This window comes from Nocardia thailandica NBRC 100428 (genome assembly GCF_000308795.1).
GTDB lineage: Bacteria > Actinomycetota > Actinomycetes > Mycobacteriales > Mycobacteriaceae > Nocardia > Nocardia thailandica.
The window spans coordinates 36490-49637 of the sequence record NZ_BAGK01000040.1 but is presented as its reverse complement, the minus strand read 5'-3'; the positions used below and the strand labels follow the sequence as shown (position 1 = coordinate 49637).

General features: G+C 71.6%; 12 protein-coding genes. 6 read left to right on the top strand and 6 right to left on the bottom strand.

Going from position 1 to position 13148, the window contains the following annotated elements:
* Nucleotides 1-10: 10 nt before the first annotated feature.
* The 3 genes from eccD to ON36_RS04225 all read left to right on the top strand — a co-directional run bounded on the left by eccD (nt 11) and on the right by ON36_RS04225 (nt 3690).
* Complete coding sequence (gene eccD / locus ON36_RS04235) at nt 11-1477, top strand: type VII secretion integral membrane protein EccD (protein WP_043647769.1); 1467 nt, start codon at nt 11-13, stop codon at nt 1475-1477.
* Nucleotides 1474-2871 (top strand): type VII secretion-associated serine protease mycosin, encoded by a 1398-nt coding sequence (mycP, locus tag ON36_RS04230; protein WP_043647766.1) that lies wholly within the window; start codon nt 1474-1476, stop codon nt 2869-2871. Before eccD ends, mycP begins: the two co-directional genes overlap by 4 nt.
* Before the next feature lie 66 nt (nt 2872-2937).
* Nucleotides 2938-3690, top strand: coding sequence for a potassium channel family protein (locus ON36_RS04225; RefSeq protein WP_043647765.1), 753 nt, complete (start codon nt 2938-2940; stop codon nt 3688-3690).
* Here the strand turns inward: ON36_RS04225 and eccB are convergent, their stop codons facing one another.
* Nucleotides 3691-5169: a type VII secretion protein EccB gene (gene eccB, locus ON36_RS04220; RefSeq protein WP_043647763.1), complete on the bottom strand. Its 1479-nt coding sequence runs from the start codon at nt 5167-5169 to the stop codon at nt 3691-3693. It abuts the gene before it with no gap.
* A 116-nt stretch (nt 5170-5285) separates the two neighbouring features.
* On the opposite strand from eccB, the gene eccE reads away from it, so the two are divergent.
* Nucleotides 5286-6929 (top strand): type VII secretion protein EccE, encoded by a 1644-nt coding sequence (eccE, locus tag ON36_RS04215; protein ID WP_052313632.1) that lies wholly within the window; start codon nt 5286-5288, stop codon nt 6927-6929.
* Here eccE and ON36_RS04210 read toward each other — a convergent pair.
* A complete protein-coding gene (locus ON36_RS04210) occupies nt 6926-7486 on the bottom strand; it encodes an NADPH-dependent FMN reductase (protein WP_043647762.1) in 561 nt (186 codons plus the stop codon). The two genes, eccE and ON36_RS04210, sit on opposite strands and share 4 nt — an antisense overlap.
* 106 nt (nt 7487-7592) lie before the next feature.
* Between ON36_RS04210 and ON36_RS04205 the strand changes: the two genes are divergently transcribed.
* A complete protein-coding gene (locus tag ON36_RS04205; RefSeq protein ID WP_043647760.1) occupies nt 7593-8582 on the top strand; it encodes a GAF domain-containing protein in 990 nt (329 codons plus the stop codon).
* 2 nt (nt 8583-8584) lie between these two features.
* Here the strand turns inward: ON36_RS04205 and ON36_RS04200 are convergent, their stop codons facing one another.
* Nucleotides 8585-9394: an S-methyl-5'-thioadenosine phosphorylase gene (locus ON36_RS04200; protein WP_043647758.1), complete on the bottom strand. Its 810-nt coding sequence runs from the start codon at nt 9392-9394 to the stop codon at nt 8585-8587.
* Between the two features lie 134 nt (nt 9395-9528).
* Here ON36_RS04200 and ON36_RS04195 point away from each other — a divergent pair, with 134 nt between their 5' ends.
* The gene (locus tag ON36_RS04195; protein ID WP_043647755.1) at nt 9529-9870 is read left to right on the top strand and encodes a metal-sensitive transcriptional regulator; all 342 of its coding nucleotides are present in this window, start codon (nt 9529-9531) and stop codon (nt 9868-9870) included.
* Between the two features lie 3 nt (nt 9871-9873).
* Here the strand turns inward: ON36_RS04195 and ON36_RS04190 are convergent, their stop codons facing one another.
* The 3 genes from ON36_RS04190 to ON36_RS04180 all read right to left on the bottom strand — a co-directional run bounded on the left by ON36_RS04190 (nt 9874) and on the right by ON36_RS04180 (nt 12984).
* Nucleotides 9874-10821, bottom strand: a complete 948-nt coding sequence (locus tag ON36_RS04190) for a nitrilase-related carbon-nitrogen hydrolase (protein WP_052313631.1) — start codon at nt 10819-10821, stop codon at nt 9874-9876.
* A 70-nt stretch (nt 10822-10891) separates the two neighbouring features.
* Nucleotides 10892-11896 (bottom strand): AraC family transcriptional regulator, encoded by a 1005-nt coding sequence (locus ON36_RS04185; RefSeq protein ID WP_083884893.1) that lies wholly within the window; start codon nt 11894-11896, stop codon nt 10892-10894.
* A gap of 92 nt (nt 11897-11988) precedes the next feature.
* Nucleotides 11989-12984 (bottom strand): AraC-like ligand-binding domain-containing protein, encoded by a 996-nt coding sequence (locus ON36_RS04180; protein ID WP_052313630.1) that lies wholly within the window; start codon nt 12982-12984, stop codon nt 11989-11991.
* Nucleotides 12985-13148: the final 164 nt, after the last annotated feature.

Sequence of the window (13148 nt, the reverse complement as noted above, 5' to 3'; positions counted from 1 at the left end):
TGGGGGAATCTTGACGCACGCGCGACTAGACCATGTGGACGAGGATTCCGCGCGCGGCATCGTACGCGCGCCGGATCTGGCCCGGGTCACCATTCTGGCCAAACACACTCAGGTCGACATGGCCATCCCGGTGGACGTTCCGGTCGCGCTGGTCATCCCGAGCGTGGTCGACATGGTCGCCCAGCACAGCCGCACCAACGACTTCGACAACCAGGGCGAACGCTACGAGCCCGCCGAATGGGTGCTCGCGCGCATCGGCCACCCGCCGTTCTCCAACTCCCTCAGCCTCGGCGAGCAGGGCGTGCGCGACGGCGAGCTGCTCATGCTCGAGAGCGCCTCGCACACCGCGCCGACGCCGCTGTTCGACGACATCATGTACAACGTCGCGATCGCCGACGCCGATCACTACCGGGGGTGGACCCCGCGCTCGGCGCGGGTGACCGGGTCGGTGCTCGCCGCGGTCACGATGCTGGTCGGCTGCTTCGGCCTGCTGGCCGCGCCCGACGCGCTTCCGGTGTGGGTCAGCGGTTCGCTGGCGCTGTTCATCGCTGTCCTGTGCGTCGTCGCGGGCACGGTGCTCAGCCGCATGTACGGCGACACAGGCGCGGCGCTGGTGCTGGGCGGCTGCGCGCTGCCCGCCGCCTTCACCGCGGGCATGCTGTTCGTCCCCGACCACTACGGCTGGGCCCATCTGCTGCTCGGCGCAACGCTTTTCGGCGCGACCGCGGTGCTGGCCTGGCGCGTCACCGGGGTGGGGCTCGCGCTGTTCATCGGCTCGGCGACCGTCGCCGTGTTCACCATCCCGGCCGCGCTGGTCGGGCTGCTCAGCGATCAGCCGGTGCGGGCGATCGGCGCGGTGCTCGCCGCCGCCGGGCTGGCCGGGCTGTCGCTGTCGCCGCGGGTGTCGATGCTGCTGGCCAAGCTGCCGCTGCCGCCGGTCCCGGCGCCCGGCACGCCCATCGACCCGACCGAGGACGATCCCGACGACCACCGCGCCCTGCCGACGCTGGACGTGCTGCGCGCCAAATCCGAACGGGCGCGCAACTATCTGGCCGGTCTGGTCACCGCGACCACGCTGGTGACCGTCGCGGGCGCGCTCGCCGCGGTCGACGCCTCGGCCGAGACGCCGTACTGGCAGGGCATCGCCCTGGCGCTGGTCTGCTCTGTCGTGCTGATGTTCCGCAGCCGCACCTACGCGGGCGCCGAGCAGGCCGTCGTGCTCATCGCCGGTGGCGCCGCGATCGTGCTGATCATGCTGGCGGGCATGGCCATCCGCATGGAGCAGCCGCTGGTGGTGTTCGGCACGGCGCTGGTCATCCTGGTCGCGGCGCTGGTCATCGGCATCATCGTGCCCAACCAGCAGGCCACCCCGCCGATGCGGCGGGCCGCCGAGCTGATCGAGTACGGGTTCGTCGCGGCGGTGCTGCCGCTGGTGTTCTGGGTCACCGACCTCTACTCCCTCGTCCGCGGGCTGTGAACGGCCGGGGGCTACGGGTCGTCGCCGCCGCGATCGCGCTGGGCTGCGGGGCGTCCTTCGGGGTGGGACAGGGCGTGGCGGTCGCCGAACGGCCGCCCGCGGTGAATCCGGGATTGCTGCCCGCGGGTGATCCGGCCGCGCCGCCGGACAAGACGGAGCGGCCCGCCAACTCCAACTGCGCGGACGTGCAGATCGGCGGCGAGGGACCGACCATCCCCACCGCGCAGCGCAGCCTGGATCTCGAGCGCGCGTGGCAGTTCTCCCGCGGCGCGGGGCAATTGGTCGCGGTCATCGACACCGGCGTCGTCCGGCACCCGCGGCTGCCCGGGCTGGTCGCCGGTGGCGATTTCGTGGCCAACTCCGGTGACGGCACCGAGGACTGCGACGCGCACGGCACGTTCGTGGCGGGGCTGATCGCGGCTTCGCAGGTGCCCGGCCAGGGATTCGCGGGCGTGGCGCCGGAAGCACAGATCCTGAGCATCCGGCAGACCAGCAAGATGTATCAGAAGGAAGGCCGGTCCAAGGAGAAGGGGCCCGACGACCTGCCCGACTCCTACGGCAACGTCGCCACGATGGCCTCGGCCATCCGGCGGGCGGCCGACCTCGGCGCGTCGGTGATCAACGTGTCCGAGGTGTGGTGCGGTACCGCCAACGACGTCGACGGCGCCATCGGCGCGGCCCTGCAGTACGCGGTCGAGGTCAAGAACGCGGTTCCCGTGGTGGCCGCGGGCAACTCGGACACGTGCAAGACGGTCAACAAGGTCATCGACCCGCTGGATCCCACCGCCGACCCGTGGTCCAAGACGACCATGAACGTCAGCCCGGCGCGGTGGGACGAGTACGTGCTGTCGGTCGGTTCGATCGACGGCAGCGGCGCGCCGTCGAAGTTCACCGTCGCCGGCCCCTGGCTGAGCGTGGCGGCGCCCGGCGAGAACATGGTGTCGCTGAATCCGCGCGGCACCGGCACCGCGACCGCCTCCTACAACCAGCAGGGGCAGGCGGGCCCGATCTCGGGGACCAGCTTCGCCACCCCGCTGGTGTCGGGCGTGGTCGCGCTGGTGCGGGCCCGGTTCCCCGAGCTCAGCGCCAAGGAGGTGATGAAGCGGGTGCAGGCCACCGCACATGCGCCCGCCGAGGGCTGGAACCAGTACATCGGCTACGGCGCGGTCGATCCCCTCGCGGCGCTCACCGCGCAGGTGACCGGGCCGCTGCCGCCGAAGAAGCCGTCGCCCGCGCAGAAGTACCAGCTCGCGGTGCCCGCGCCCGCGCCGGCGCCCGACAACACGGCGCGCAACGTCGCCCTGATCGGGTCGTCGATCGTGGCGGTGCTGTTCGTGCTCGGCATGCTCGCGGCCTATCCGCTGCGCCGCCGGTTCGGGATGCGGGAGGACTGACCGGCCGGGCGGTACCGTCAGCGGACGCGCGTTGCCCGCGCCACGTCCGACGACCCAGGTACCGCCATGACCACAGCTCCGCCCGCCGACGCCCGCCGCACCCCGAGACAGCAGTGGGAGCAGGTCACCAACGTGCCGTTGATGGTGCTCGCGGTGCTGTTCCTGATCGTCTACGCGTGGCGGGTCCTCGACACCGGCGCGTCCCCGGCGCTCGACCGCACCCTGGTCTGGGCCGACATCGGGATCTGGGCGGTCTTCGCGGTGGATTTCGTGGTGCGCCTGGCCCTTTCGGGTGATCGCTGGCGGTTCCTGCGCAGGCATCCCCTGGACATGCTCGTGGTCCTGGTGCCGCCGTTCCGGCCGCTGCGCCTGGTCCGCGCCGCCCTGCTGCTGCTCGACACCCTCAACCGCGCGGCGGGCACGCGGGCGCGGCTGATCACGTTCGTCTCCGCGGGTTCGGTCCTGATCCTGCTGCTGAGCAGCCTGGCGTTCTTCGACGCCGAATACGGCGCGCCCGACAGCAAGATCCACTCCTTCGGCGACGCCCTGTGGTGGTCGGCGGTGTCGGTGACCACGGTCGGCTACGGCGACGTCTACCCGGTGACGACCCAGGGCAGGCTGGTCTCGCTGGTCCTGATGACGCTGGGGATCGGCCTGATCGGTTTCGCCATCGGCACCACCACCAGCTGGGTGGTCGATCAGCTGAAGACCACCGAGGACTCCACCGAGCGGACCCTCGCGGACCTCGTCGACGAGGTCCGGCAGCTGCGCGCGGAGATCGCGGCGCTGCGCGGCGCCGACGAGGCCGACCTGCCGTAGCTACTTGTCGGCCGCGGCGACCGGCTGCTTGGCGGGCGACGGATCCGGCGCGACGCCGTCGTGGGCGACCATCGCCTCCTCCCGGCCCAGGCTCGGGCCGCCGGCCAGCAGGCCGACGATGGGCCACGGCGCGGGCTCCGGGGTGACCTTCTCCAGGCCGAGCGCCTTGACCGCGTCGGTGTTCTTGATACCGAACCGGACCCCGGTGTCGGCGATGTAGAACAGGCTGTCCTTGCGGCGGCTGTCGGGCTCGATGCCGGTGGACTGGATGTAGGCGCCGGTGGCGGGCGGGATGTAGACCGAGTCGGCGTTCGGGCCGGAGCCGTCGGCCTGGGCGAGCGGGACCAGCTTCACCTTGTCCGGCACGGGCAGGTCGATGCCGACGAGCACCGTGAGTTCGGCGCGCGCGGTGGCGTCCTTGTTGTCGGCGGCGCCGGGGATCGGCTTCCACGACAGGCAGCTCACCGGCGAGTCCTTGGCGGAGACCAGCGACAGGCGGTTCTGCGGGAAGTGCCCGACCTTCAGCGCCGTGGAGATCGGGGCGTGCGTGCGGTCGGCCGCCTGGATGACGGTGTTGGACGAGGTCGTCGGCGTCGCGTTGCGGATGATCTCGCCGGCCAGCGGCGACACCTCCTGCAGCCCGTCCTGCAGCACCACGTAGCGCTGATCGTGGCCGATGACCTGCACGACGTCACCGACGCGATGGTCGCTGACCTGGTAGGACGGGATGCCGCCCGGGTTGTCGATCTTGGGCACCGCGATCGGCAGCACCTCCGGGATCGCGTTGAGCGTGCCCTCCCCGATGGCGCGCGGGGTGACCCCGGTCAGGGCGAGCGCGTCGGTCACGGCGCGGTCGTTCATGTCGACCCGGGCCCGCTTGCTGTCGTAGACCAGGTAGGTGGCGTCCTTGCCCTTGACCAGCAGCGCCTTCTCCTTGGGCAGCGGCGACGCCTTGTCCCCCAGGTCGGGCGAGCCCGCGATGACCGAGGTGGTCAGGTCGGCGCTGCCGTCGACCTTCATCTGGTCGCACACCGACCACGGGCGGCCCTTGCCGTCCTTGTCGTAGAGGATCGACGACGGCGCGCCGGGGATGCCGATCAGCGGGCCTCGGCTCTTCTTGCCGAGCTCGGACTCCTTGACCACAACGGCCTTGGCGGCCTCCCCCGCGGCCAGCCGGGCCGAGGCCAGGTTCAGCGCCGGATACACGACGTTGTCGATGACGACGTAGTTGCCGCCGGATTCCTTGGCGATGAGGATCTTGTTGTCGCCGATCTTGTCCTGCGGCCGCAGCAGTGCCAGCACACCACAACCGGCCAGCACGACACAGGCCAGGATCAGGCCGGCCAGATAGGCGCGCGTCTGCGCGCGCATCGGGTCGTGCAGCATGCGCACATCCCGGCGGACCAGCGCATGTTCCATGCGCCGCACCAGGAAGCGATAGCCGCTGACCTGCCAGCGGGTAGTGGGCTTTGAAGGCATGGTTCCTCCCCCGAACAGTGCTCGCGTCCGCGCAACACAGTACAGTTCCCCGCGACGGAAGTTCGCACTCGGCCGCGCGCGGCCGGACCGATTCGCGGTATCTGGGGGAGGAACCGATGGCCGAAACACCTGGTGCCGGGCCACGCCCGCTGTTCGGTCGTATCTCGTTGCCCAACCTGCTCGTCGCGCAGGCCCTCGGCCTGCTCGCCGGCGCGGTGGTGTTGCTGTTCGGGGTGGGACCGTGGATCGCGCTCGGCGTGGGGCTGGTGATCGCGGCGATCCCGCTGGTCCCGATCGGCAGGCGCACGATCTACGACTGGATCGGCACGCTGCGACAGTACCTGGGCAAGCGGGAGTACGACCTCGGCGACACGGTGGATTTCCGTGGCCCCGACGGCCGTTCGCTCGGCCTGTACTGGGACGGCAGCCGCGTGGTCACCGTCGTCGAGGTGCTGCCGCCGCGCGGCGGGCTGACCCGCATCGCCCGCACCACCGTGCACTCCTCGCACCTGCTCCCGCTGCCCGAGCTGGCCGCGTGCCTGAACCAGCACGACATCCTGCTCAGCGGCATCGACATCATCAGTCACGGCCACCGCAGCCGCTCGGGCACGCCCGCCGGGGCGATCTACGAGTCGCTGCTCGGCCCGCTGCCCGCGACCGCGCATCGCACGGTCTGGCTGGCCATCAGCTTCGACGCGGTCGACTGCCCCGGCGCGACCGCCCGCCGCGGCGGCGGCGCCGACGGCGCCTCGCGCGCGGTCACCATCGCCACCCAGCGGATCATGCGCACGCTCGAGGACGCCGACTGCGGCGCCCGCATCCTCACCGCGCCCGAGATCCGGAAGGCCGTGCAGCAGATCACGACCGGGCTCGACCCGCGCACGCTGACCCAGCGCTGGCGCTACGCCGAGATCGGCAACGCGGTCAACGTCGGCGCCGCGGTCGATCCCAAGGACCTCGGCTCGGACCTGCTCGCCCAGCTGTGGGTGGCGCCGTCGCGCGGCACCACGGTCGCGGTGCGACTGCGGCCCGGCAGCCACGCGGGCGCGGTGAACATCGGCGCGGCCTGGCGGCTCACCGCCCGCGAGCTGCCCGAGAAGTCCGCGGGCAAGGGCATGATCTCGATGAACGGCCGCCACCGCGACGCGCTGCTGGCGCATCTGCCGCTGGCGGTGCCCGGCCTTGACGACACGGTGCCCGCCGCGGAGTATCCGATCGAGGTCATCGACAACCTGCACCTGCCCTCGGCGGGCTGCGGTCAGCTGCTCGGCTCCGACGACGAGGGCAACGGCGTCGCGGCGCGCATCATCGGCGCGGGCATCTCGACGGTGTACGTGGCCGGCGAGCTGTATCTGGCCCAGCAACTGGTGTTCCGCGCGCTGGCCGTCGGCGAGCGCATCCTGGTGCGCACCGACCGGCCGCAGGCCTGGGAGCACCTGGTGACCACCATCGGCAACCCGGACCGGCTGACCCTGGCGGTCGAGACCCACCAGTCCGACGCCGGTTTCACCGCGGCCGTCGTCGACGGGGTGCTCGCGCCCGCGCCGCACGCCGGTGTCACCACGATCTACCTCACCGCCGACCCCAACGCCTGGCCGTCCACGCGGCCGGACCTCGAGATCTACCAGCCCGGCGCGGTCGGCAACCGGGTCGTGCTGCGGACCGGCACCACCCGGGTCAACCTGAGCCTGGTGTCGATCCCGCGCGAGGCCACCTACATCGGCCAGCCGCGCGGCCAGCGGGCGATGGCGCCCGCCTAGCCCGGGTACGGCGCCACGGTGCGGGCGGCCCGCAGCGCCGTCGCCCACCAGGCCAGCTGGCCGAGCATGCGCGCGCACCCGTCGACCGCGGCGCCGTCGGTGGTGCGCCCGTCGGCGTCGAAGGCGCGCTTGGCCTGGGCGAAGGACACCGAGTCGCGCACCGAGACCATGTGCAGTTCGGCCACCACCTGGCGCAGCTGTTCGACCGCGCGCAGGCCACCGGACAGACCACCGTAGGAGACGAATCCGATGGGCTTGGCCCGCCATTCGTGCTTGGCGCTGTCGAGGGCGATCTTCAGCGAGCCGGGGTAGCCGTGGTTGTACTCGGAGGTGACGACCACGAAGGCGTCGGCCGCGCCGAGGCGGCCGCGCAGCGCGCGGACGTCGGGGGTCTCGGTGAGATCGGCGGGCAGGTCGAGGCCCTGCAGATCGATCACGTCGGGCACGAAACCGGTACGGGTACCCAGCATTTCGAGGAACCAGCCCGCCACGACCGGGGCGAGGCGTTCGGGCCGGGTGCTGGCGATGATCACGCCGAGGCGCAGCGGGGTGTCCATCGCGCGAGCTTAGCGCCGGCTACGGCGGGCCTTCCGGACGTGTCGGCCGACGGACCGTCGCGGACTGTGATAGATGACAGGCATCAACCGACGAAGGGGGCGTTGCGTGATCGTGGGGCGCTGGCAACTGGTCGAGACACTGGGGCCGCCCGAGAGCTGGTCCATGCTGACCGCGGGGACCGCGCCACGGGAGTGGGCCTCCTACCTGCGCGCGATCCCGGCGCCGGTCCAGCAACTGGTCGCCGAGGTGCACGCGAACGAGACGGCGGGCGAGGCGGTTCTGCCGGTGTCGCGGCGGGCGTGGTCGGGGCTGCGGGTGCGGGCGGTTCCGGTGTGCAGGCCGGGGGCGGCGCCGCACGGCGTGCAGGTGTGGGCGGGCGAGGGCGACCCGCCGCCCGCGCTGGCCGTGGCACCGTTCCACGTCGACGCGCGCGCCCGCACGGTGCGCATCCGCCCGGCCGCGCTCGGCCAGGGCTACCGCGACGGCGAGATCGAATGGACCGTGCCCGAACCGTTCCAGCGCGTCGTCCGCTTCGACGGCGCGCTGGACATGGTGGCCACCGTGACCCGGTCCGCGCCGAACGGACGCTGGCTCGGCGTCGCCACGGTGCGCTCCCCTTCCGGCCCCCGATCGCTGCTGCTCGCCACCCGCAACGGCGCGGGCGAGGCGCGGCACGCCTGGCGCGGCCTCGCGGTGGACGTCACCGACAGCGTTGCCCCACAGCACAAGTCCGTCGAGGCGGCCACCCTGGAGTTGCTGGCCGACAGCACGCCGCGCCGCTACCTGGTCGTGGTCGACACCGCGCAGGTGCGGCTGGTGCGCTGGGTGACCGAGCCGCTGCCGGGCCTGCGCTGGCGCGGCGCCGACGAGCGCGGCGTGCCGCACCCCGACGACCGCGCCCGCATCCACCAGGTCCGCGCGCAGATCCTGGCGGGCACGAACCGGGTCGCGCTGCCCGGGCTGCGGCTGGCCACCGAGGACGGCGGCTGGCTCACCGTCGACGTGGCGGCCTCGCCGCTACCCGGCGCGCTCACCGGGAACGACTCGGCCACACCGGAGTTCGCGCTCGTGCAGCTCCAGCTGCCGACCGCCTGACCTCAGGGCAGTTCGAACGGCAGCGAGACGCCCGTGTGCACGGTGCAGCGCGCGCAGGTCTCGGTGCTGTCGATGGCGGTCACCGCCCGGCGCACCAGCGCCTTGAACGGGCCGAGGTTCTTCTTGAACTCCGCGAACACGTCGACGGCGTGCACGCCCTCGCCCTCCTCCAGGCCCGCGTCCAGGTCCGTCACCAGGGCGATCGCGGCGTAGCACATCTCGAGTTCGCGGGCGAGCACGGACTCCGGGTAGCCGGTCATGTTGACCAGGTCCCAACCCTGCCCGGCGAACCAGCGACTCTCGGCGCGGGTGGAGAAGCGCGGCCCCTGCACCACCACCATGGTGCCCGAATCCCGCAGCGGCAGGTCGTCGTTGCCGGACTTGGCGACCGCGGTGCGCAGGTCCTCGCAGTAGGGGTCGGCGAAGGAGACGTGGATGCCGCCGCCGTCGAAGTAGGTCTGCTCCCGGCCGGAGGTGCGGTCGACCAGCTGGTCGGGCACCGCGACGGTGCCGGGGCCCCAGTCGGCGCGCAGGCTGCCCACGGCGCAGGGGGCCAGGATGCGGCGGACGCCCAGGGAGCGCAGCGCCCACAGGTTGGCCTTGTAGGGCAGGGTGTGCGGGGCGAATTCGTGCTGCTTGCCGTGCCGCGGCAGGAAGGCGACGGCGCGCCCGTCGACCTCGCCGACGGCGATCGGCGCGCTCGGGGCGCCGTAGGGGGTCTCTACCTCGACGTGCTCGGCGTCGTTGTCGAAGAAATCGTAGAAGCCACTGCCGCCGATGATGGCGAGCGCGGGGCGGGGAAGCGAACTCATGGTTGTCCATTCTTGTCGTCCGCCCAGGTGAACCGCACACCGGGGAGCACCCGAACTGACAATCGCCGCGCGACAATGTACCCTAGGGGGGTATTTTCCGCTGCGGCGGTACCCGAGCAAGCGAGGAGAGGCCGATGACCGACCGGACGCCCGAGACCGCGACCGAGCAGGCCAACGCGGGACACGACCACAGCGGCCACGGCTACATCACCGCCAAGGACGACTACCTCAAGCGGCTGCGCCGGATCGAGGGGCAGGCCCGCGGCCTGCAACGCATGGTCGAAGAGGAAAAATACTGCATCGACATCCTCACCCAGGTCTCGGCCATGACCAAGGCGCTGCAGGCGGTGGCGATGGGCCTGCTCGAGGACCACATCAGCCACTGCGTCGTCGACGCGGCGGTGGCGGGCGGCCCCGAGGCGGAGGCCAAGATCAAAGAGGCCACCGACGCGATCGCGCGCCTGGTCCGGTCCTAGCGGTCAGGCGGGCTCGGTCTCGCGCGGCCGGGCAGGTTCGCGGCGGGCAACCCGTCCGCTCGGCACCCGGCACACGTCCCGCTCGAGCAGCCCGCCCGACACCCGACGCGGCTGCGGCGCCCTGGTCATGTCCAGGTCGGCGAAGAGCAGGCCCTCCTGCTCGGGCGCCAGCGGCGGCGCCATGTCGAGGCCGCTGGGGCCGAGGATCCGGGCGGTCCCGCCACCGCTGCGCAGCAGCCGCCGCTCGGGAGAACGGGCGTCGACCACTTCCCAGCCCGCCACCGGGACGATCGCGACCGGCGCGATGACGTAGGCCCGGGTGTCCATGGCGTAGCGGACGTCGGCCGCGTGGTTGATCTCCGCGCCCCGATCCTTGCTGACGCCGTGGTAGGCGGTGAAGCCCGACCACGAGGCGATGTGGATCTGCTCCCGCTCGGCCTGGATCGCGCCGCGCATGTCGTCGCGCAGGTGGTCCGCGCCGCCGAGCACGCCGATGCGGCCGAGGGCGGTGTCGCGCACCAACGGCTCGCCGCTGCCGGTCCCGAACACGGTCCGCTCGAGCCCCGTCGGCTCGGCCTTGCGCGAGATCGACACCGTCCCCTCCGCGTCGATGAACGCCTGCGACATCAGCACCGTGCCGCGTACCCGCTCGGCGAAGCCGATCGAGACGTGCACCTCGGTGCGGCGCGCGGCGTAGGCGAGGGCGCGCAGCTCGGCGCCGTCGGCCGAGAGGGCGTTCTGCCGGTACCGCGCCAGGAAGTCGTCACCCCAGTCCACCGACGGGAGCCACATCCACCAGGGATACCCCGGCAGAAAGCATTCCGGAAAGGCCACCAGCCGGGCACCGCCCGCGGCCGCCTGTTCGATCAGGCCGATGGCCTGTTCCACCCCCGCCGCCAGATGCAACCATTTCGGCTCCGCCTGAACGGCCGCGACGCGCACCTGTTTCATTCCGACCCCTAGTCGCTCTGCTTGCGATTCTCCGCCCCTACTCTTCCGGAGAAAGTGGAATTCCAAACTGTCAGACCGTGCCAGACGACTGACCATGCGTGCCAACCCGTCGATACCGTCCCGGCGCGAGGCCGGTCTCCAGCCGAAAGGCCCGGTAGAAGTGCCTTTCCGACGAGAATCCCGCCGCGGCGGCAATTGCCGCCAGCGGCCTTTCCGTGCACATCAGTTCCTCGGCCCGTCTCACCCGTAACCGCCGTAACAGATCTCCGGGCGTCGTGTGGTGCGCGGTACACAACCGATAGAGCGTGCGCCGGGACATATGACAGGCCCGGGCAATTGCCTCGATGCCGAGTTCCGGATCGCCACAGTGGTCCCGCACGAAACGGACCACCTTTTCCCAGGACAATGCCTCGGCCGATTCCGGCGCCAGCCGGCCGTTCCCCAGAATGGTGACCGCGGACACCAGCAGGTCGGTGGCCTGTTCGGCCAGGACCGCCGCGTCCGCGGCGTCGCGTTCCTGCACCTGGGCGAGCCCGCGGAAGAAGCCGCTGACCGCCGACCCGACCCCGTGCGCCGGGACGGTGACCGCGGTCGGCAGGGCCGTCCGCCTGCGCAGCCGGGCGAAGATCGTCTCCAGCGGCACCTGCACGACGACCTGTTCGAAATCCCTGTCGATTTCCCAGTGATAGGGCACCGTCGTGTCGTAGAAAACCATTTCGCCGGGACCGACGCTCGCCACCCGGTCACCCTGGTAGAGAATTCCGTTGCCGGCCGTGTGAATACTGGCCAGGAGGTATTCGTGGCTGGCCCGGGAAATCAGCCCGGCCGTCCGGCGGACCGTCTGCCCGGCGGTGATCAAGCGCGATACGCGGAGGTCACCGTAGGCGCCGCTGGTGATCCGTCCGTGGAAATCCCGCAGGCCGGAACGGGTGGGCGTGACCGCCAGCGGAACATACGCCTCGCTCATCATCGCTTCCCAGCGATCGAAGATTTCCCCGGCCGGCGCATCCGCCAGATCGACCACCGCGACCGGGTCGGGATCACGAGAATCCGGATCCGCCGGTGCGGGTCTCATCACCGTTCTCCTCGCCGTTTCGGACAATGGGTCGATATCGCGCGCAATCCACTGACAATGCCGGTCGGTGCCCGTCCACTCTATCGATCACCTCACCGGACTCCGACGCGACGCACCGGCTCCGAAGGGCCTCCGAGAAGGCGGAATTCACCGGGCGTCATACCGGTCTCCAACCGGAAAGCGCGGAAGAAGTGGCGTTCCGAGGCGAAGCCCGACGCGGCCGCGACCGCCGTCGCGGACTGGTCCCGGTCGCGCAGCAGCAGCTGCCGGGCGTGCTCGAGCCGCATGTGCCGCAGGATGGCGCCCAGCCCCTCCCCGGACTCGCCGAACAGCCGGTAGAGGCTGCGCCGCGACAGCAGGCAGCCGCGGGCGATGTCGTCGACCGTGAGGTCGGGATCGGTGCAGTGCCGCCGCATGAACGTCAGCACCTGCTCCCGGGTGACCGCGTGTGCCACGGCCTCGACCGGCCGCTGGCCGGAGGCGAGCTGGACCGCGGAGGCGAGCAGCTTGACGCCGTCGGCCGCGAGCACCCGTGCCTCCTCGGGCGCGGTGCGGTGTATCCGCGCCAGCTCGAGGAAGAACCGGGCGACCACCGCGGCCGCGCTCCCCTGCGCGATCGTGACGGCGGTCGGCAGGCACAGGTCCTCGATGCCCGGCTCCGCGCGCAGGCGGTCCAGGGGAACCCGCACGACGACCTGACTGAACTCGTCCTCGACGTCCCACGCGAACGGCCGGGTGGTGTCGCACAGGACCATCTCGCCGGGCCGGACGAACGCGGTGCGCCCGTCCTGGTTCAGGCGGCTGGTGCCCCGCGTATAGATCCCCGCGAGCAGGTACTCCCCGGAGGTCCGGTCGAGCTCGGCCCTGGCCCGGCGGACGCGCTGGGCCACCGAGGACACGGTGGACAGGTGCAGTGCGCCCAGGTCGCCGGAGACGATGCTGCCCCGGAAGTCCGGCGATCCGGCCGGCCGCACGGACAGGGGGACATAGCCGGCGGAGAGCGCGGCCTCCCACTGACCGAAGGCTTCGGCGACGGGGGTGTCCTCGTCGGAGCGCACCGTGTACTCGGCGGGACCGTGACCACCCACAAGAGGTTCCGACTGCGCTGGCACAGCATCACCCCCACGTCTGCCGAGAGTGGCGAACTACGACGTCCACCGGTTCGGCCGAGCATTCCAGATCGCCATCGGGGCCGCTACCGATTCGTCCCATCAAATGGATATCCAGAACGAATCACGCACCGGCACCCGCC